Genomic DNA, 21,240 nt, shown 5'->3' on the forward strand with positions numbered 1-21,240 from the left:
CTCGCTTCGCGTAGCGCCCTGCCCCCCGAGGGGGCCGCTGCGCCTGCGGCCCGGCGAAGCCGGTTCCGCGGCTCCTGCTGGTGAAGAGGGTATCCGTTACGGCTATTCACCAGGCGCTCCGGGACGGCATCCCCCGCTGGGGGTTGCCAGTCGCCTGAGGGGGTTCACGACGTCGCCGGAACGAGAAACTCCCGGCTGATGTGCATGCCCAGTTCGTTGACGCGGTCGAGAAACTGCGTCAGGAAGGCATGAAGCCCGGTGGCCAGAATCTCGTCGATGCGTGCGTATTGCAGGTCGGCGCGCAGCTTGCCGGCGCGGCGCTGGGTTTCGCTCGTCGTGTCGCTGGTGACCATCACGAGGTTGCTCATCAGCTCGTTGAGGCAGGCCAGCAGCGAGCGCGGCATGTCGGGCCGCAGAATCAGCAGCTCGGCCACGCGCTCCGGGCGGATCACGTCGCGGTAGACCTTGCGGTACACCTCGAAGCCCGAAACGCTGCGCAGGATGGCGCTCCAGTGATAAAAGTCGAACTCCTGGTCCTTCTCTTCGGCAGAACCGACGAAATCGGTCTGCACCGCATGAAACTTCACATCCACCAGCCGCGCCGTGTTGTCGGCCCGCTCCAGGAAGGTGCCCATGCGCAGGAAGTGAAAGGCTTCGTCCTGCAGCATGGTGCCCGCCGTCACGCCGCGCGACAGGTGCGAGCGGAACTTGACCCATTCAAAGAACTGTCCCGGGTCGCGCTCGAAGTCGCCATTGCGCAGCATGCGGATGATTTCGAGATAGGTCTGGTTCTGCGTCTCCCAGACTTCGGTGGTGAGCGTGCCGCGCACGGCGCGGGCGTTCTCGCGCGCGTTCTGCAGGCAGGAGATGATGCTCGACGAGTTCTTCTCGTCACGCACCATGAAGTCCATCACGTCGCGCGGGTTGATGTTGTCGCCATAGTGGGCGGCATAGGCCGGCTTGAGCTCGCTGATGCTCAGCAGCCCCTCCCAGCCCGACTGAACGACCGCAGCGGACTGCGGCAACAGTGAGGTCTGGTAATTGACGTCAAGCATGCGGGCGGTGTTTTCGGCTCGCTCGGTGTAGCGCGACATCCAGAACAAATGGTCAGCGGTGCGGGATAACATTTTTTCTCCTTCTTACGCCTCAAACACCGAAAGCGCTGCGCGCTTTGCGTGTTTTGGTGATGGCCTCACAAGCGCTTCGCGCAATTGATGAGTCATCCCCGCGAATGCCTGCGGCATGTCGCCAGCTCGCTCGGTGTAGCGAGACATCCAGAACAAATGGTCAGCGGTGCGGGACAACATGATTACTTGCTCCCTGGTTTCTGTGATTGCGACTGCGACCCGTACGGGGCAGACACGCCGCCCTGCAGAATCCAGGTGTCCTTGGTACCACCGCCCTGTGACGAGTTGACGACGAGCGAGCCATCCTTCAGCGCCACGCGCGTCAGGCCGCCGGGCACCATCTGCACTTCCTTGCCGCTCAGCACGAAAGGCCGCAAATCGATGTGGCGGGGTGCGATGCCGCTTTCCACATAGGTCGGGCAGGTCGACAGGCTCAGTGTCGGCTGGGCAATGTAACCCGACGGATTGGCCAGCAGTGCCGCACGGAACTCTTCAATTTGAGCTTTCGTGGAGGCAGGCCCGACCAGCATGCCGTAGCCGCCCGCGCCGTGCACTTCCTTGACCACCAAGTCCTTCAGATTGGCCAGCGTGTACTGCAGGTCTTCGCTGTTGCGGCACATGTAGGTCGGCACGTTCTTCAGGATCGGCTTTTCACCCAGATAAAACTCTATCATCTTGGGCACGTAGGGGTAGATCGACTTGTCGTCCGCCACACCGGTGCCAATCGCATTGCACAGCGCCACATTGCCGCTGCGGTACACATTGAGCAATCCGGCACAGCCGAGCGTGGAATTGGGCCGGAAGGCCAGTGGGTCGAGGAAGTCGTCATCGACGCGCCGGTAAATCACGTCGACGCGCCTGGGGCCGCGGGTGGTGCGCATGTAGACGAAGTTGTCTTTCACAAACAGGTCCTGGCCCTCGACCAGCTCGATCCCCATTTGCTGGGCCAGGAAGGCATGCTCGAAGTAGGCCGAGTTGTACATGCCCGGCGTCAGCACCACCACCGTCGGGTCGGCGGTGGCAGGTGGCGCCGAGGCGCGCAGGGTTTCGAGCAGCAGGTCGGGGTAGTGCGCGACGGGCGCCACGCGGTTTTCACTGAACAGTTCGGGAAACAGCCGCATCATCATCTTGCGGTCTTCCAGCATGTAGCTCACGCCACTCGGCACACGCAGGTTGTCTTCCAGCACGTAGTATTCGCCCTCGCCCTGCGCGTTCGGGGCACGCACGATGTCGATGCCGCTGATGTGGGAGTAGATGTTGCCCGGCACATCCACACCCATCATTTCGGGGCGGAACTGGGCGTTCTGGAAGATCTGTTCGGACGGCACCACGCCGGCCTTGATGATTTCCTGGTCGTGATAGACGTCATGGATGAAACGGTTCAGCGCGGTGACGCGTTGCACCAGTCCCTTTTCCATGGTCTCCCATTCGTGGGCAGGAATGATGCGGGGAATCAGGTCGAAGGGAATCAGGCGTTCGGTACCGGCGCCATCTTCGTCTTTGGCGCCATAGACCGCGAAGGTGATGCCGACACGCCGGAAAATCATTTCGGCTTCAGCGCGGCGCGCTTCCATCACATCAGCCGGCTGGCGGGCCAGCCATCGCTGGTACCCTTGGTAGTGCTCACGGACGCTGGAATCCGTGGCGTTCATCTCGTCAAACATCGGTCGGCTCATTGGCGTGGTCTCCAGCAGGATTTGCCCATCATCTGATGGCAATATAGCTTAGCAAGTAATGCGCCAAGTCGGTGCATCACTGACTTGGCGAGATGGGGGGCCTGTTTTCAGCGGCTTGCGCGGCCGAGGGTGTGGACCCATGCGCAAAGTTGCCGCTCGTCGGATTCGGTGCCAGTCCCAACGGGTGGTGCCAATAGCGATGGGCGATTTGCCGCTGGCAGCCAATGGCCCCGGGCTGATCGCTGCGCCAGACAGCAGCGCCGCAGCGGGACGACTCGATCACAGGAATATGCCGCTCCTGATAGCGCGCCACCACGGGAGTCGCCGGGTGGCCAAAACGGTTGCGGTAGCCCGCCTGAACCACCGCCACCCGGGGGCTGACCGCATCGAGGAAGGCCGCACTGGACGAGGTCTTGCTGCCGTGGTGCGGCACCAGCAAAAAGTCGGCCCGCAGCTGCCCACGCTGAGCGGACACCAGCCGCAGCTCCTGCGCCGCCTCGATGTCGCCGGGTAAAAGCGCAACGGCTGCTCGCGATGCAGTGCCATCCGGGGAAGCCGATGAACCGGGCGCCAACACGTCGGACGAGGAGATGCGCAGCACACAGCTCATGGCATTGGATTTGCCCGGCAGCTCGTAATCGGCAGCCGTCGGGTGCAACACCTCAAAGCGCACGCCGTCCCACACCCATTGCTGCCCCGCGACACAACGCACCGCTGGCCGCAGCGCCTGCAGCGCATGCCCGGCCTCAATCGAGCTCAGCAAGCCCGCCTGCGGCTGCATCGCCAGCACCGCGGGTGCACCACCGACATGATCGGTGTCGCGGTGGCTCAGCACCACCTGGTCGAGTCGTTCGCCAACAGCCCGCAGCAGCGGCACCAGCACCCGGTGCCCGGCATCGCTCTCGCGTGAAAAGCGGGGCCCGGTGTCGTACAGCAGGCTGTGCGTGGCAGTCCGCACCAGCACCGCATTGCCCTGTCCGACGTCGGCCGCCAGCAATTCGAATTGGCCTGGCGCCACACGCGGCGCTTGCCAGAAGAGCACGGGCAGCAGCATTGGCAAACCCAGCAGCCGGAGGTGCCACGGCCAACGCATCGCCAATACAGCGCCGCCCGCCACCCCGGCCACGGCAGCCCACAGCGGCGCGCTGGCAACGCTGATGGAGGCCAGCGGCCAACTCGCCAACCACTGCAGCAGAACGGTCACCCAGCCGGTGGCGCCAGCTGCCATGCTCCAAACCGGTGACCAGATCACGCCGACCATTGCCAGCGGCGTAACCACCAGCGTGACCCAAGGAATCGCCACCGCATTGGCCAGCAGCCCCACCAGCGACACCTGGTTGAACAACAGCAGCGACAGAGGCGTGAGCGCCAGCATCACCACCCATTGCTCGCGCATTGCACCTACGAGATTGCGGCGCAGCACCGACCAGCCCTCGCGCACACGCTGCCCTGCTCCGCCCGAATGGTGAATCACCGACTGATCTGTCTCCCAGGTGTGGGTCCCCGTCGCAAACAGCACGCCGACCGCCACAAACGACAGCCAGAAGCCCGCCTGCAAAAGCGCCCACGGATCCAGCGCTACCACAACGGCCATGGCCATCAACCAGGTTTGCGGCCACGGCCATTGACGGCCGCTCTGGCGAAGCAGCACCACGGCGGCCAGCATCCAGATGGTTCGCTGCGCAGGCACACCCCAGCCGGAAAACACGGCATACAGCGTGGCCAGCAGCAAGCCGCCCCACGCCGCCGCATTGGCCGCCGGCACGGCCAGACACAGACGGGGCGTCAGCCGTACAGAACGCCTCCACAGCGCCCCGGCGATCAATGCAGCCGCCCAGGCGAACATGGTGATATGTAAGCCAGAGATGCTCATCAAATGGGCCACGCCCGTGGCGCGGAACACATCCCAGTCGGCGCGTTCAATCGCGTTCTGGTCGCCCACCACCAGCGCGGCAATCACACCGGCGAGCGGTCGGTCGGACACCTGCGCAAAGATGGCCTCCCGCACGCTTTGCCGCGCACGCTCGACCGGGTGACGCCAGCTGGCGGACAGGCGCACCGGGGCCGCGTCCTGCGCGCCCGTGCGCACATAACCCGTCGCCTGAATCCCCTGCTCCCAGAGCCACAGCTCGTAGTCAAAACCGTGCGGGTTGGCGTTGCCATGCGGGGCCTTGAGCCGTACCGTCATGCGCCAGCGCTCCCCGGCGCGCAACGGCTGCGCCTGGCGCGGCGAGATCACCGCCTGCTCAGCGGTGTCGGTATCGGCCAACGCCTCATTGAGCGCCGACGCAGACGAGAGCGAGCCCGGCTGCACACCCCGGGCGCCAAAGCCGTGATACCAGCCCAGCAGCAGCTTGGGTGGCAGGCGCACCGGCCAACCATTCAGGGTGGCTGATTCCACTCCGAAGCGAAAGCGCACACCGTCTTCCCCCACCTGCGGCATCGCCAGCACCCGCCCTACCAGTGTGATGTCGCGGCCCTCCAGCGCCGGGCTCAGTGCGGTCGACTGGAACACCCCCGCACGCCAACCGGTTGAGCCAAAAGCCATCAGTGCGGCAGCGCACACCAGCACGGGCATACCAGTCCCGTGGCGACGGCTCGCGACTGACCAGCAGGCCAGTACAAGCAACACCATGCCGAGCAGGAACAGGCCGCCATTGGCCACAGGCGACCAGAGCGCCACCTGCTGCAACTGGCTCACCACACCCGCAATCCAGCCGAGGAACACCCATCCCAGCCGGCTCATCGCTCCGATTCCGCAACAGATGCTCTCACTGTTGCCCTCCCTGATTTTTGTTGGTTTTCTGTGAGCCATGGACCCACAGGAGCTAGCGTATCCGAAGCAGGCAGGGCACTGGCTGCGGACGGTGGCGCAGGTCTTGCTTTCCGCTGAAGGTGAAAAATGATTCAACGAAACGCGGTAAGCTGGGCTGGCACCACCGGCATGCAGGGGAACGCAGCGACAGCGCTGTTTACCCCGGCAGGTAGGGCCTGTTAACACTATTTTTGCAAATGCGAACGGTATGAAAACGGTGCCAATCAAGGCGCAGGGCGCAGCCCAGACCGGGTGTCTGGGCAAGCCGTGCAACGCCGAGTGGCGCTGTTTTCATGCCGTTCCCTCCGGGTTGCGATCAAAAAGACACTGGGCAGCGTTGCAAAGCCTTGTCGGGGGCCTACCCCGACCGCGTTTTACGCCTTGCCCCTTGCCTTTTTGACTCGCAACGCATCTTGCAAAAATAGCGTTAACAGGCCCTAGTGAGTTGCTACCATTTGACTGCGCGGTACCCCGGTGCCGCAACCTATTCAGCGAGATTTAAGCGAGGCTGCCCTTGTCCATTCACGTCGCCTTGAGCCACATCACCCACTACAAGTACGACCGTCTGGTCAAGCTGGGGCCGCAGGTGATCCGCTTGCGTCCGGCACCGCACAGCCGCACCCGGGTGCTCTCCTACTCGCTGCGGGTCGAACCCGCCAAGCACTTCATCAACTGGCAGCAGGACCCGTTTGCCAATTACCAGGCTCGTCTGGTATTTCCGGACCCGACGCGCGAGTTCAAGGTCACCGTCGACATGGTGGTCGAGATGGCGGTGTTCAATCCGTTTGACTTTTTCCTGGAGCCGGCGGCCGAGGAATTCCCGTTCACCTACAACGCGCTTCAGGCACGCGAGCTGGCCCCGTATCTGGCCACGCAGCCCGCGACGCCGCTGCTCAAGCGCTACCTTGAGAAGATCGACCGCGCGCCCAAACGCACCATCGACTTTCTGGTGGGGCTGAACCAGAGCCTGCAGTCCGACATCAAGTACTCCATCCGCATGGAGCCCGGCGTGCAGACGCCGGAAGAAACCCTGCGCCTCGGCGTCGGCTCCTGCCGCGACACCGGCTGGCTGCTGGTGCAGTTGCTGCGGCACATGGGTCTGGCGGCGCGTTTCGTGTCGGGCTACCTGATTCAGTTGAAGGCCGACGTGAAATCCATCGACGGGCCCAGCGGCACCGAGGTGGACTTCACTGACCTGCATGCCTGGTGCGAGGTGTTTCTGCCCGGTGCCGGCTGGATCGGCCTGGACCCTACCTCGGGCCTGATGGCTGGCGAGGGGCATATTCCCCTGGCCTGCACACCCGAGCCCTCCAGCGCAGCGCCGGTCGAGGGCGGCGTGGACAAATCCGAGGTGGAGTTCACCCACCACATGGCGGTGCAGCGTATTTATGAATCGCCGCGAGTCACCAGCCCCTACACCGACGACCAGTGGCAGAAGGTACTGGCCCTGGGCGAGGCGGTCGACAAAGACCTGACCGCTGGCGACGTGCGCCTGACCATGGGCGGCGAGCCGACCTTTGTGGCCACCACCGACCGCGACGCCGCCGAATGGAACATTGACGCGCTGGGCCCCACCAAACGCGGCTACGCGACCGAGCTGGTGCAAAAGCTGCGCGCTGAATATGGGCAAGGCGGATTTCTGCACTTTGGCCAGGGCAAGTGGTACCCCGGCGAGCAGTTGCCGCGCTGGGCGCTGAGCATTTTCTGGCGCAAGGACGGTCAGCCGATCTGGCAGAACCCGGCCCTGTTTGCCGATGAGCGCAATACCGAGGCCAGCTGCAACTACACCAGTCTGGACGCCAAACGCTTCATCGACACACTGGCCGGCAAGCTGGGCCTGGCCACCCGCTACATCACGCCGGGCTACGAAGACACCTGGTACTACCTCTGGCGTGAGCGCCGCCTGCCGGTGAACGTGGACCCGTTCGAGTCGCGGCTCGACGACCCGATGGAACGCGAGCGCCTGCGCCGCGTCTTCATGCAGGGGCTGGATGCCGTGGTCGGCTATGTGCTGCCCCTGCAAACGCGCGAGCAGCTCGTGCAGCGTAACCCGGGTGCTGTGCCCTTGCTGACTGGACCGAAGTGGACCACCGGCCCCTGGTTCTTCCGCGACGAGCGCATGTACCTGATGCCCGGCGATTCGCCGATGGGTTATCGCCTGCCGCTCGATTCGGTGCCCTGGGTGTCCAAGACCGACTACCCGTACATGATCGAGTCGGACCCGTTTGCGCCGCGCGATGACTTGCCGGCCAGCGTAGCGCTGGCCGCGCGCTACAACAGCGCCAACGCACTGAGTCGCGGAGATGTACCTGCGACTCCCGCCCTGGTTGCAGCACCCACCAGCCGGAGCGGCAGCGCCAGCTCTCTGGCCCAGTACATGGCCCGCTACATGACGGGCAACGCCAAACTCACCGAGGCCAGTCGCATTCTGCAGTTCCGTCCGCTCGGCTCCGGCGGAGGGGGCACCGGTGCACCAGGCACACCGACTGCCTCGCCCGTCCCCGCTGCAGCGCCAGCTCCCGAGGACGCGCGCATGCCCAAGGCCCACGAGTCAGCCGCCTGGCTGACCCGTACCGCGCTGTGTGTCGAGGTGCGCGACCCGGCCCGCGCAAATGGCCCCAAAGACAAGCCGACCAAACCCAAAGCCGATCCCGACCACCCGGCCAATGCCAAGGGCCGCGGCGAAGTCGGCGCGCTTTACGTCTTCATGCCGCCCATGGAGCGACTCGAGGATTACCTGGAGCTGCTGGCTGCCGTGGAAGCCACAGCCCAGGCGCTGGGCGTGCAGATCGTGCTCGAAGGCTATCCACCACCACGCGACCCGCGCCTGAAGATGCTGCAGGTCACGCCGGACCCGGGTGTGATCGAGGTCAATATCCACCCCGCCTACAACTGGGGCGAACTGGTGGCCCACACCGAGTTCCTCTACAAGATCGCGCACGAAACACGCCTCTCAGCCGAGAAGTTCATGACCGATGGCCGCCACACTGGTACCGGCGGTGGCAACCACTTTGTGCTGGGCGGCGCTACGCCAGCCGACAGCCCCTTCCTGCGCAAGCCCGAACTGCTCGCCAGCCTGATCGCCTACTGGCACAACCACCCGTCGCTGAGCTATCTGTTCTCGGGCATGTTCATCGGCCCGACCAGTCAGGCGCCGCGCGTGGACGAAGCCCGCAACGACCAGCTCTATGAGCTGGAGATCGCGCTGCGCGAGATCGCCAACAACCGCAAGAAGTACGGCGCCGACATGCCGCCCTGGCTGGTCGACCGCACGCTGCGCAACATCCTCGTCGATGTGACCGGCAACACCCACCGCAGCGAGTTCTGCATCGACAAGATGTATTCGCCGGATTCGGCCACCGGCCGGCTGGGCCTGCTGGAACTTCGCGCATTTGAGATGCCGCCCCATGCGCGCATGAGCATTGCCCAGCAACTGCTGCTGCGCGCGCTGGTCGCCCGCTTCTGGAAGCAGCCCTACCATGGCCGCGTGACGCGCTGGGGTACCGAGCTGCACGACCGCTTCCTGTTGCCCAGCTTCATCCGCATGGACTTTGCCGACGTGCTGACCGAGCTGCGCGACGCCGGTTATGCGTTCGACATGGCCTGGTTCGAGCCGCACTTCGAGTTCCGCTTCCCGATGATCGGACAGGTCAAGTCGCACAGCATTGAGCTGACCCTGCGCAGTGCGCTGGAACCTTGGCATGTGATGGGCGAGGAAGGCTCTGCAGGCGGCACAGTGCGCTATGTGGATTCGTCGCTCGAACGCGTCGAAGTGCATGTGACAGGCCTCAATGACAACCGACATGTGGTCACCGTCAATGGCCGGGCGCTGCCGCTGCAAAGCACGGGCCGCGTCGGCGAGTTCGTGGCGGGCGTGCGCTACAAGGCATGGAACCCGCCCTCGGCCCTGCACCCATCCATCGGCGTGCATGCGCCGCTGACCTTCGACATCGTCGACACCTGGATGGAGCGTTCGCTCGGCGGCTGCCAGTACCACGTGGCCCATCCCGGGGGGCGCAACTACGACACGCTGCCGGTCAACTCGTATGAGGCCGAAAGCCGGCGCCTGACGCGCTTTTTCCGCATGGGTCACACCCCCGGCAAGATACAGGTCGCGCCCGCACAACGCAGCAGTGAATTCCCGTTCACGCTGGATCTGCGCTAGCAGCCACAGACTGGGCAGGACGGCCAAGCCTTATCGCCTCGCAGCCGTCTGTCTTATGCCTGCAACATAAATATGCTGCACAGGCATGAATAAATACGCCATCCGGGCGTGGAACGGGCATTTCCGGGGTGCGGCGAGATGCCGCAGGCATACTCAACGGTTACTACCCGTTGCAATCTGTGGAAAACAAGACCCAGTCCCTTTTTGAGGCGCAGGCACTCGAGTCGCCCGGCGCGCTCGCCGCAGCGCTAGCGCCAGCCGCAGCGGCAGGGCATTTCGATGAACTGCGCGGCACGGTGGCGCCGGGGCCGGTGGCCTGGAAAGCAGCGAGCGAGGCACCCGCTGACAATGCCGCCAAGGCCTTGTACCTGGCGGCCGATTCAGCAGCAGCGCCGTTGTCGGTCGATGAGCAGGCGAGCGCGTCTGGACAGGCACAATCCGCATCCTCACAGTCTCAAAGCCAAACTCAGGGCCCCGCAGCTCACCCCGCCGGCGGCGACCCGCTGTCTGCCGACTGGAGCCGCTTTTTCAACCACCTCGGCACCAGCGGTTTCTATGACCTGAACCACCGCACCGCCAACCTGCAACGGCAGATTCGCGACAACGGCGTGACCTACAACGTCTATGCCGACGCCAACGGCCCGCAGCGGCCCTGGTCACTCGACCTGTTCCCGATGATGGTCTCCAGCGACGACTGGCAGCACATCGAGGCTGGCGTCAGGCAGCGGGCACGCCTGCTCGACCAAGTCATGGCCGACATCTACGGCCCCCAGGAGTTGCTCTCCAAAGGCCTGATCCCCAGCGCGCTGGTGCATGGCCACCCGGGCTATCTGCGCGGCATGCACGGCGTCAAGCCGGCGGGCGGCACCTACCTGCACATTGCCGCCTTTGACATGGCCCACGGGCCTGATGGCCAATGGTCGGTGGTATCGCAGCGCACGCAGGCGCCATCGGGTCTGGGCTACCTGCTGGAAAACCGCCTGACCATCTCGCGCCTGTTCCCCGATGCCTTCCGCGGCATGCGGGTCCAGCGTCTCGCGGCCTCGTACAAGGCGCTGGTCGATGGCCTCAAGGCGATGAGCCCGGCCAACAACAGCCCTCAGACCGACGGCACTGAAAGCCGCGTGGTGCTGCTGACGCCGGGCCCCTACAACGAGACCTACTTCGAGCACGCCTATCTCGCGCGCTTTCTGGGCCTGACGCTGGTGGAAGGCAATGACCTGCTGGTGCGTGACGACCGCCTTTACCTCAAGACCCTGCGCGGGCTGGAGCCGGTGCACGGCCTGCTCAAGCGCCTTGACGATCAGTTCCTGGACCCGCTGGAGCTGCGATCTGACTCCACGCTGGGCGTGCCCGGTCTGCTGCAGGTGATCCGTGCCGGCAATGTGCTGGTGGTCAACACACCGGGCTCGGCGTTTCTGGAGTCGTCCGCGCTGCTCGGCTTCCTGCCCGCGCTCTCCAAGCACCTGCTCGGCGAAACACTCGCGCTGCCGTCGCTGGCCACCTGGTGGTGCGGCGAACAGGCGGTGATGCAGGACGTGCTGACCGAGCTGCAGAACTGCGTGATCAAGCCCACCTACCCCGGTTCCGGCATGGAGTCGGTGATCGGCAACACCCTGTCGCGGCGTGAACTGGATGAATGGGCTGGCCGTATTCTGCGGCGTGGCGAGGACTACACCGTGCAGGCCTATGTGCCACTGTCGCAGACCCCGACCTGGCACCAGGAAAAAATCGCGCCGCGCCCGGTGATGCTGCGCGTGTTCGCCGTGGCCGATGGTTCCGGCTCGTGGCAGGTGCTGCCCGGCGGCCTGGCCCGGCTGGCGGGCAAGAACGAGAACATGGCCTCGATGCAGCACGGTGGCAGCAGTGCCGATGTGTGGGTACTGGGCGCGCGAACCGATGGAGAGCACGATGGCGAGCAGGTGACGGCGCCGCAGGATCCACGCAACCACGAAGCGGAACCCGCCTCGGTCGCCACCACCAGCGACAGTGCCGCCGCTGATACATCCCGCTCATCCGACCTGTCCAACTCATCAGACCCCCTGGCCGCTGGCGACACCGTGGAAGCCGTGATGGCCGCCCGCGCGCGGCAGCTGCTGCAGGCACCCGCGCTGGTGCGGCACCGCCCACCGGTGACGAGCCGCGCCGCAGAGAACCTGTTCTGGCTGGGCCGCTACACCGAGCGTGCAGAGAACGCAACGCGCCTGGCACAGATCACGCTGCAATGCCTGGGTGGCGAAGACCAGAACTCGCAGCCGCTGCTGGCCTGGCTCACCGAGGTGGCCGTCAACAACGCGCTGGTGCTGGATACCGTGCCGCCCGCCACACAGGCCCGCCGCGTATTCGAGCGCGCGCTGATCGCCAGCTTGGCCGACACCGACAAAACAGCCAGCGTGGGCTTTAACCTGCGCGCCCTCAAAAGCGCCGCCTCGGCGGTGCGCGAGCGTCTGTCGCAGGAGCAGTGGCATGTGATCGTGCGCGCAGAGGCCGACTTTTTCCACCACTGCCGGCAACTGGGGCAAAGCGCAGCGCATCGCCATGCCGCCCCGACCGACCCGCGCAGCGCCGACTATTCCTCGCTGGAAGCACTGCGCGCACTGGAATTCCTGAGCGGCTTTCTCGCCGCCATGACAGGCGCACAAACCGACCGCATGACGCGCGACGACGGCTGGCGCCTGCTGAGCATCGGTCGACTGATCGAGCGTCTGAACATGTTGTCGAGCGCGCTGGCCAGCGGCTTTGAAACCGGCGCAGTGTTTGAAGAAGGCGGCTTCGGCGCCATGGTGGCCCTGTTCGACAGCACCATCACCTTCCACGCCCAGTACCAGCAGCGGCGCGACATCCCTGCCCTGCTCGATCTGCTGGTGCTGGACCGCGACAACCCGCGCTCGCTGGGCTGGGTGGTGCAAAGCCTGAGCGGCCGGCTGGCCAAACTGGCCGCCAGCACGCCCACCGACATGCCGGACCTCGGTGTCGCGCTGCCCGATCCGGGCGCCTGGTCGCTGGCAGAGCTGTGCGCGGCGCCACATCGCAAAAACAGTGCTGAAAGCGGGGACGGGGGCGGAAATGCTCCAGCCGATTTTGAGTTCCTAGTGAGCCTGCTGGAAGACTGCTGCGATGCAGCCCGTGATTTGTCTGACACCATCAGCCGGCGTTACTTCAGCCACGCTGCGGCGGGCAATCAGAGCCTGGGAGCCTGAAGCCATGCTGCTGCGCGTCGTCCACGAAACTCGCTACCGCTACAGCCCGATGGTGGTGAACGCCCACCATGTGGTGCACCTCAAGCCAGCCAGCCGCCAGGGGCAGACGTTGCTGAGCCATAGCCTGAATGTCGATCCGGCACCGGTGCAGCAACGCGAAGCGCAGGACGTGTATGGCAACACACGCACCTATTTCTCCCTGCAGTCCGCACACGAGAACCTCACGGTGGTCGCTGAGAGTCTGGTGTCCACCACGCCCGTCAATCCGCTGCAGTCCGAGGGCATGCCCGCCATGGCCGCGTGGGATCAGGTGCGCGAGCAGTTCCGCTACCGGGCGGGGGTGGCCTACGACAGCGCATCCGAATTTTTGTTCGCCTCGCCCTATGTGCCGCGTGATGATGCGTTTGTCGAATTCGCCCGGCCCAGTTTTGTCGCCGGACGCCCCCTGCCCGAGGCGGCTTACGACCTGATGGGCCGCATCCACACCCACATGCAGTACGAAGCCGAGATCACCGAGGTGAACACACCCGCGCTGGAAGCCCTGCACCTGGGCAAGGGCGTGTGCCAGGATTTCGCCCACATCATGGTGGCCTGCTGCCGCGCGATGGGGCTGCCGGCGCGCTATGTCAGTGGCTACCTGCTAACCAATCCGCCACCCGGGCAGCCGCGCCTGATTGGCAGTGATGCATCGCACGCCTGGGCCTCAGTGTATTGCCCTGCGGCAGCCAGTGAAGGCGGCATGGCTGCAGCAGCTGGCCAATGGCTGGACTTTGATCCAACCAACAACCGCGCACCGGGTGAAGACTATGTGACGCTGGCCACCGGACGCGATTTTCTTGACGTGTCGCCGATGCGCGGCGTGATCCGCGGTGGCACCCACCATGTGCTCGATGTGGCAGTGACTGTCGAACCTGTCGAGGCTGCCGCTCAGGTCTGACGAGATGAGGGGAGCCGCAGCGCTTCGTCATCAGTGGAATTGACTGCCGATTAGCCGGGTTCATCGGCTTGCCGCGCTAAGATTCCGGCACACCCGTCGCTGTGATCGAGCGCAATTCGTACGCCGCTTGATCAGACGACACTGACAACCACCGATACACCCACACCCTGACACACCACAAGGAGACTCCATGACCACCGTGCACGACAAACTCAAGGCCCTGAACATCATCCTGCCACCCATGGCTGTCCCCGCTGCTGCCTATGTGCCCTTTGTACAGACCGGCAATCTGGTGTTTCTGAGCGGCCACATCGCCAAGAAAGACGGCAAGGCCTGGGTCGGCCAGCTTGGCAAGAACATGAGCACCGAAGAAGGCAAGGCCGCGGCACGCGCGATCGCCATTGACCTGATGGGCACACTGGAAGCGGCCGTCGGTCTGGGCAAAGTGAAACGCATCGTGAAGCTGATGAGTCTCGTCAACTCCACCAGCGACTTCACCGAGCAGCATCTGGTCACCAACGGTGCCAGCGAACTCTTCGGCGAGGTGTTTGGCGACGCAGGCAAACATGCGCGCAGTGCCTTCGGCGTGGCGCAGATCCCGATGGGTGCCTGCGTGGAGATCGAGCTGATCGCTGAGGTTTAGGCTCCCCCCCGAAGCGGCCTTTGGCCGCCCCCCCTCAGGGGGCGCCACCTGCAGCCCGGCAAAGCCGGTTCTGCGGTGACCCTTGTACTTATTCCACTCGAATGATCGAGCTGGGTTTGAACCCGAGATCGGCAGCCTTGCCCTTGCGCGCGCGCGCTGCACGGGCGTTGTTCAGGCTGCGGATCTCCAGCGTTTCGTCGCGCGCCTTGCCGCCGCGGCCAACGCCTTCGATCTTCACGCTGCGCGTGTAGGCTGCGGCGCCTGCCAGCGTGTCCTTGACGTCAAGGTCCAGCAGCACCAGACCGCGGCCACCTGCCACCTGCAGTTTCAGCTCGCTGATCTCAAAGGTCAGGATGCGCCCGCCGGTCGACGCGCAGGCCACATGCGTGGCGGGCAGCAAAGGAGCCGAGCCGCTGCTGCCTGACACCGGCGAAGGCCGGCATACCGACTCACCCTCAGCGCAGCTGATGAATGCCTTGCCGCCTTTGAGCCGCGAAGTCATGCTCTCGATGGTGGCGAGGAAACCATAGCCACCGCTGCTGCTGAGCAGCAGGGTTGCCGCTGCCGGCCCGGCAAAGTAATGCACGAGTTGCGTGCCGGATTCCAGATCAATCAGCGTGGTCAGCGGCTGACCATCGCCCCGGGCACCCGGCAGTGTGGACACCGGGACCGAGTAGACGCGGCCGTTGCTGCCGAAGCCAAGCAGTGTGTCCACCGTGCGGCATTCAAAAGTGCCATAGAGGCCGTCGCCGGCCTTGAAGGCAAAGCTCGCCGCGTCGTGACCGTGCCCGCTGCGCGCGCGCACCCAACCCTTGGCGCTGACCACCACCGTCACCGGCTCGTCGAGCACCTTGACTTCCAGCACCGCTTTCTTCTCAGCCTGGATCAGCGTGCGGCGCAGGTCGGCAAACTGCTTGGCATCGGCCTCGATTTCCTTGATCAGCAGACGGCGCAGGGCGGCCGGGCTGCCCAGAATTTCTTCCAGCCGGCCCTGCTCTTCACGCAGGCTCTTGAGCTCCTGCTCGATCTTGATGGTTTCGAGCCGCGCAAGCTGGCGCAGGCGGATTTCAAGAATATCCTCGGCCTGCCGGTCACTGAGGCGGAAACGCTCGATCAGCGCCACCTTGGGCTCGTCCGACTGGCGGATGATGGCAATCACTTCATCGATGTTGAGCAGCACCAGCTGCCGGCCCTCGAGGATGTGGATGCGGTCCAGCACCTTGTCCAGCCGGTGCTGCGAACGCTTTTGTACCGTGGTCTGGCGGAATTCGATCCACTCCAGCAGCATCTCGCGCAGCGATTTTTGCGTCGGTTTACCGTCCAGTCCCACCATCGTCAGGTTGATTGGAGAGGAGCTCTCCAGACTGGTGTGCGCCAGCAGGGTGTTGATGAGCTCGGACTGGCTGATCTTGCTGGTCTTGGGCTCAAACACCAGTCGCACGGCCGCGTCCTTGCTGGACTCGTCACGCACCACGTCCAGCACCGACAGAACCGTCTGCTTGAGCTGCACCTGCTCCTGGCTCAGCGCCTTCTTTCCCGTCTTGATCTTCGGGTTGGTGAGTTCCTCGATCTCCTCCAGCACGCGCTGGGTGCTCACACCGGGCGGCAGCTCCTGCACCACCATTTGCCACTGCCCGCGGGCCAGCTCTTCAATCTTCCAGCGGGCGCGCACCTTGAGCGAGCCGCGGCCCGAGCTGTAAGCGGCAGCAATTTCCGCTGCGCTCGAAATGATCTGCCCACCACCGGGGTAGTCGGGTCCGGCAATCAGCGTGTAGAGCTCGTCGTCGCCCAACTTGGGCGTCTTGATGAGCGCCACACAGGCATCGGCCACTTCACGCAGGTTGTGACTGGGAATCTCGGTGGCCAGGCCCACGGCAATGCCGCTGGCGCCGTTGAGCAGCGTGAAGGGCAGACGCGCTGGCAGCTGGCGCGGCTCTTCAAATGAACCGTCGTAGTTCGGCACGAAATCGACGGTTCCTTCGTCCAGTTCGTCAAGAAGCAGCGTGGTGATGCGCGCCAGCCGCGCCTCGGTGTAGCGCATGGCTGCCGCGCCGTCACCATCGCGCGAGCCAAAGTTACCCTGACCATCCACCAGCGGATAGCGCTGACTGAAATCCTGCGCCATGCGCACCATGGCGTCGTAGGCCGCCTGGTCGCCGTGCGGGTGGTATTTGCCGAGTACATCGCCGACCACACGGGCGCTTTTCACGGGCTTGGCACCAGTGGCACCGTTGGCGCCACCAAAGCCCAGACCCATGCGCGTCATGCTGTAGAGGATGCGGCGCTGCACCGGCTTTTGCCCGTCGCACACATCGGGCAGGGCGCGGCCCTTGACCACGCTCAGGGCGTATTCAAGGTAAGCGCGTTGCGCGTAAGCGGCGAGAGAGTCTTCGCTCGCGGGTTCAGGGTTTTGCGCATCAGCGCCGGGGGTGAAGAGATCCATCGGAGAGGACTTGGCTTTTTTGAAAAGAGGGGCTTGCGGATCAGTACGGCGGCGTGGAACAACTGCTGAAAAAGCCGTGCAACATTGGCACGGCTATCAGTAATCGGAATCGATTTCGGTGTCGTTGGCACGACCCATCAAATCTTCGGAAACGACCAGAATGCTGCGCGAACGGTGACTGGACGGCCACTTCTTGAACACGCCGGACACGGACTCCATCCAGGTCTGGGCCGCCAGCAGCGTCAGGGGCTGCTTCAGGCGCAGCTCCAGCACGATGACACGGAACTTGAACTCGACACCCGACAGCAAGGGACTGTCGATACGCAAACCGCTCACCACCAGGCGCGTGGCCAGTGCCGCGATTTCCTCGTCGCCCTTCAGGCCCTGCGCCACCACCGCAAAGCGGCCGCCACTCAGTCGTGCGGCGAGGTCGTTGTCGCCAATCGACCGGCGCAGCCGCATGGCGGCTTCAAGCAGCATTTTTTCATTGAACTCGGCGCCCAGTTCATTGAGCAGGCCCTGCCAGTTCAGCACGTCGATGACAAACAGCGCGCTGGTGGTGCCGCTTTGCGGCGCCCGCGATGTCACGCGCATCAGGCGTTCCAGCAACACATTGACGGTGGCCAGACCGGTGAGCGGGTCGGTCGTGTTGGCCGAGTAGCTGCGCAGGCGGCTCTCGTTGAGCAGGCGGCTGCGCCAGACCAGCGAGAGGTAAATCGGCGGAATCTGCAACAGCAGCATCATGACCACTGCCCAGTAGCCCTGCGGAACCTCCACCACATCAGCCAGGAACAGCGCGGAAACCGCCAGGCCGCCCCAGTGGCCGAGCAACAACCACCACTTCCACGGTCCCACGGTATCCCGCGATTGCAGCAGCAGCGTGACGGACAGCATCAGCAGCATCGCCGTCCAGGCGAGGGACGCCGGAATCGCCAGCGCCATCGCCACCGGCGGCGCCCAGCCCGACTCCAGCCACAGCAAACCCAGCGTGGCCAATCCGACAATCGCTGCGGCGGCTTTTGCCAGCACGGTGCTCTGGCGGTTTCGCATCAGCCACATCTGGAAAGCGGCCATGACCGTCGAACCAGCGACCAGCAAAAGATTCTGGAGCTGCCCCTGCCCCATCTGCAGCTGCTGCCCCACGCCCACAGCGGCCACCATCAGCGAGAGATAGGCCGCCAACGCCAGCAGCGTGCGCTCGTCATAGGCATAGGAGACGATGAGACTGAGCAACAGCACCAGCCCCAACACGCCTACAGCGATACCCAGCGCGAACAGCCCTGGATTGAATGCAAGGGTCAAGGACATCACTCCCGCACCGCTCCAGCGTCAGGCGCGGGAGCGACAGCCACCGCCTCGGGCACCATGTTGGCGCGACCGGCAGTGCCGCCCATCATCTCCATACGGACACGGCCCACGCTGCCCACCGCACTGGGGGGCTTGAGGTGGTTGTACAGCTCCATCACGGTTTTGACGTAGTTGCGCGTCTCGGGGTAATTGGGAATTCGGTTGCCCGCACGTTGCACCGCGCCCTCGCCAGCGTTGTAGGCTGCAAGAGCGAGCTCCAGCTGACCCGGAAACATCTTGATGAGGTCACGCAGATAGCTGGAGCCGGCCCGGATGTTGGTGCGTGGGTCGGTGAGCTTTTTCTGGATGGGCACATTGCGATCCGCCTTGACGCCGTAGCGCTCGGCGGTGGGCGGGATCAGCTGCATAAGGCCGACAGCGCCCTTGGGTGAGACGGCGTTGGCATCGAAACCCGACTCGGTGGCAATCAGGGCCTGCAGCAGTTCGTAATCAATCCCGTGCGTGACGGAGGCTTCGCGCAGCAGATGCTTGACCGCCTTGTAGTTGGGCGACACATCAAAGTACGCCAGCAGCTTGGTCGGCGCGGCTGCTACGCCTGCGCCACGCCCGGCATCCAGGCGTTGACTGGCAACACCCTTGCCGGCGCTGAAGGATTGACCGCCCCGGAAGAACAGCTCGTAGCGGCTGTCGAGCCGGGTCGAAGAAAAATGGGCAATGCCCTGCGCGTCCACGTAGGCCCAGATGTCTGCGCGGGCCGGCGCGGCCTGCAGCCCGGCCAGCAAGACGGCCGCGCTCAACCAGCCACGAAGCGGCAGGCGGCGGTGTTGGCGGAACAGGGCTGAAAAAACCATCAAATGTCAATTTCCACGGCGTCGCCGTGCAACTCCATCAGTTCGCGGCGCGCTGCTGCTTCGCCTTTGCCCATCAGTTTGGTGATGAGGTTTTCCGTTTGCAGGAAGTCCTGGTTGCCCAGTTGCACCGGCAGCAGCCGGCGTGTATCCGGATTGAGCGTGGTTTCCCACAATTGTTCCGCACTCATTTCACCCAGCCCCTTGAAGCGGCTGATGCTCCAGGCATTCTCACGCACGCCATCCTTGCGCAGCTTGTCGAGTATGGCGGTCAATTCGCCCTCGTCAAGCGCATAGACCTTGGACGCCGGCTTCTTGCCACGGGCCGGTGCATCCACGCGGAAAAGCGGCGGCCGCGCCACATACACATGGCCCGCCTCGATCAGCTTGGGGAAGTGCCGGAAAAACAGCGTCAGCAACAGCACCTGGATGTGCGAGCCGTCCACGTCGGCATCGCTCAGGATGCAGACCTTGCCGTAACGCAGGCCCGAAAGGTCAGGCGTGTCGTTCGGGCCGTGCGGATCGACACCGATGGCGACCGCGATGTCATGAATCTCGGTATTGGCAAACAGGCGGTCACGCTCGACCTCCCAGGTGTTGAGCACCTTGCCGCGCAAGGGCAGGATGGCCTGGCTTTCCTTGTCACGGCCCATCTTGGCGCTGCCGCCGGCGGAGTCGCCCTCGACCAGAAACACCTCGTTGTGCGCCAGATCGCGGCTCTCGCAGTCGGTCAGCTTGCCGGGCAGCACCGCCACGCCCGAGCCTTTGCGTTTTTCAACTTTCTGCCCTGCCTTCTGGCGCGTTTGCGCAGCCTTGATGGCCAGTTCGGCGAGCTTTTTGCCGTAATCGACGTGCTGGTTGAGCCACAACTCCAGCGCAGGCCGCACGTAGCTGGAGACCAGCCGCACCGCATCGCGGGAATTGAGCCGCTCCTTGATCTGACCCTGAAACTGCGGGTCCAGCACCTTGGCCGAGAGCACATAACTGGCGCGGGCGAACACGTCTTCCGGCAGCAGCTTGACGCCTTTGGGCAGCAGCGAGTGCAGTTCGATGAAGCTCTTGACCGCATTGAACAGGCCGTCGCGCAAGCCGCTTTCGTGCGTCCCGCCGGCACTGGTCGGGATCAGATTGACGTAGCTTTCACGGACCGGTTGGCCGTCTTCGGTGAAGGCCACGCACCACTGCGCGCCCTCGCCTTCGGCAAAGCTGTCGTGGTTGCTGTCGGCAAAGCCTTCGCCTTCGAACATCGGAATCACCGGATCGGCTGTCAGCGTCTGCATCAGGTAGTCGCGCAGACCGCCCTTGTACAGCCAGGTCTGGGTGTCACGGGTCTTTTCGGTGGTGAGGGTCACACTCACGCCCGGCATCAGCACCGCCTTGCTGCGCAGCAAATGCATCAGTTCGGTCATCGGAAGCGCGGACGATTCGAAATACTTGGCGTCTGGCCAGGCCCGCACCGTGGTGCCGGTCTTGCGGTCACCCTCGCCGGCTTTACGCACCTGCAGCTTCTCGGTGACGTCGCCACCGGAGAAAACCAGGCTGGCCACGCTGCCCTCGCGATAAGAGGTGACTTCCAGGCGCTTGGACAGCGCATTCGTCACGCTCACGCCCACGCCATGCAGGCCGCCGGAGAAACTGTAGGCACCGCCCTTGCCCTTGTCGAACTTGCCGCCAGCATGCAGGCGGGTGAAGACCAGTTCCACGACCGGGGCTTTTTCTTCGGGGTGCAGGCCGAACGGAATGCCGCGGCCGTCGTCTTCCACGCTCACCGAGCCGTCGGTGTGCAGGGTGACCTTGATTTTCTTGCCATGCCCTGCCAGCGCCTCGTCGGCAGAGTTGTCCAGCACTTCCTGGATGATGTGCAGCGGGTTGTCGGTGCGGGTGTACATGCCCGGACGCTGCTTGACCGGCTCCAGCCCTTTGAGAACGCGGATGGAGCCTTCGGAATATTCAGTAGGAGTTTTATCGGCCATGGGAGCACGGATTGTAGACCGCCGGGATTTTAAAGCTGGATAAATATCCAGTACTCCAGGTTCGAACCAGTCGGGATAAACCATCCATGTCATCGACGCATCAAT

General features: G+C 64.3%; 12 protein-coding genes. 4 read left to right on the top strand and 8 right to left on the bottom strand.

Features of this window, described 5'->3' with window-relative positions:
• Positions 1 to 164: 164 nt before the first annotated feature.
• The 4 genes from AAG793_RS06080 to AAG793_RS06095 all read right to left on the bottom strand — a co-directional run bounded on the left by AAG793_RS06080 (position 165) and on the right by AAG793_RS06095 (position 5,549).
• The gene (locus tag AAG793_RS06080; protein ID WP_341905557.1) at positions 165 to 1,127 is read right to left on the bottom strand and encodes an alpha-E domain-containing protein; all 963 of its coding nucleotides are present in this window, start codon (positions 1,125 to 1,127) and stop codon (positions 165 to 167) included.
• Between the two features lie 12 nt (positions 1,128 to 1,139).
• Positions 1,140 to 1,307: an alpha-E domain-containing protein gene (locus AAG793_RS06085; protein WP_341905562.1), complete on the bottom strand. Its 168-nt coding sequence runs from the start codon at positions 1,305 to 1,307 to the stop codon at positions 1,140 to 1,142.
• Positions 1,308 to 1,309: 2 nt separating this feature from the next.
• On the bottom strand, positions 1,310 to 2,803 hold the full coding sequence (locus tag AAG793_RS06090; protein WP_341905565.1) for a circularly permuted type 2 ATP-grasp protein: 1,494 nt from the start codon (positions 2,801 to 2,803) through the stop codon (positions 1,310 to 1,312).
• A gap of 76 nt (positions 2,804 to 2,879) precedes the next feature.
• On the bottom strand, positions 2,880 to 5,549 hold the full coding sequence (locus tag AAG793_RS06095; RefSeq protein WP_341905568.1) for a DNA internalization-related competence protein ComEC/Rec2: 2,670 nt from the start codon (positions 5,547 to 5,549) through the stop codon (positions 2,880 to 2,882).
• Between the two features lie 583 nt (positions 5,550 to 6,132).
• Between AAG793_RS06095 and AAG793_RS06100 the strand changes: the two genes are divergently transcribed.
• The 4 genes from AAG793_RS06100 to AAG793_RS06115 all read left to right on the top strand — a co-directional run bounded on the left by AAG793_RS06100 (position 6,133) and on the right by AAG793_RS06115 (position 14,563).
• Complete coding sequence (locus tag AAG793_RS06100; protein ID WP_341905573.1) at positions 6,133 to 9,783, top strand: transglutaminase family protein; 3,651 nt, start codon at positions 6,133 to 6,135, stop codon at positions 9,781 to 9,783.
• Positions 9,784 to 9,962: 179 nt separating this feature from the next.
• Positions 9,963 to 12,983, top strand: coding sequence for a circularly permuted type 2 ATP-grasp protein (locus AAG793_RS06105; RefSeq protein WP_341905578.1), 3,021 nt, complete (start codon positions 9,963 to 9,965; stop codon positions 12,981 to 12,983).
• Between the two features lie 4 nt (positions 12,984 to 12,987).
• On the top strand, positions 12,988 to 13,920 hold the full coding sequence (locus AAG793_RS06110) for a transglutaminase family protein (RefSeq protein WP_341905580.1): 933 nt from the start codon (positions 12,988 to 12,990) through the stop codon (positions 13,918 to 13,920).
• Positions 13,921 to 14,110: 190 nt separating this feature from the next.
• The gene (locus tag AAG793_RS06115) at positions 14,111 to 14,563 is read left to right on the top strand and encodes a RidA family protein (protein WP_341905583.1); all 453 of its coding nucleotides are present in this window, start codon (positions 14,111 to 14,113) and stop codon (positions 14,561 to 14,563) included.
• Positions 14,564 to 14,651: 88 nt separating this feature from the next.
• Here the strand turns inward: AAG793_RS06115 and parC are convergent, their stop codons facing one another.
• The 4 genes from parC to AAG793_RS06135 form a co-directional block, all read right to left on the bottom strand.
• Positions 14,652 to 17,006, bottom strand: a complete 2,355-nt coding sequence (gene parC / locus AAG793_RS06120) for a DNA topoisomerase IV subunit A (protein ID WP_341905585.1) — start codon at positions 17,004 to 17,006, stop codon at positions 14,652 to 14,654.
• Positions 17,007 to 17,102: 96 nt separating this feature from the next.
• Entirely contained in the window at positions 17,103 to 18,314 is a 1,212-nt protein-coding gene (locus tag AAG793_RS06125; protein WP_341905590.1) for a diguanylate cyclase, read from the bottom strand.
• Complete coding sequence (locus AAG793_RS06130) at positions 18,314 to 19,165, bottom strand: transglycosylase SLT domain-containing protein (protein ID WP_341905594.1); 852 nt, start codon at positions 19,163 to 19,165, stop codon at positions 18,314 to 18,316. Before AAG793_RS06130 ends, AAG793_RS06125 begins: the two co-directional genes overlap by 1 nt.
• Positions 19,165 to 21,135, bottom strand: a complete 1,971-nt coding sequence (locus AAG793_RS06135; protein WP_341905598.1) for a DNA topoisomerase IV subunit B — start codon at positions 21,133 to 21,135, stop codon at positions 19,165 to 19,167. Before AAG793_RS06135 ends, AAG793_RS06130 begins: the two co-directional genes overlap by 1 nt.
• Between the last annotated feature and the right edge of the window lie 105 nt (positions 21,136 to 21,240).

This window comes from Polaromonas sp. YR568 (genome assembly GCF_943372955.1).
In the GTDB taxonomy this organism is placed as follows: Bacteria; Pseudomonadota; Gammaproteobacteria; order Burkholderiales; family Burkholderiaceae_C; genus Polaromonas.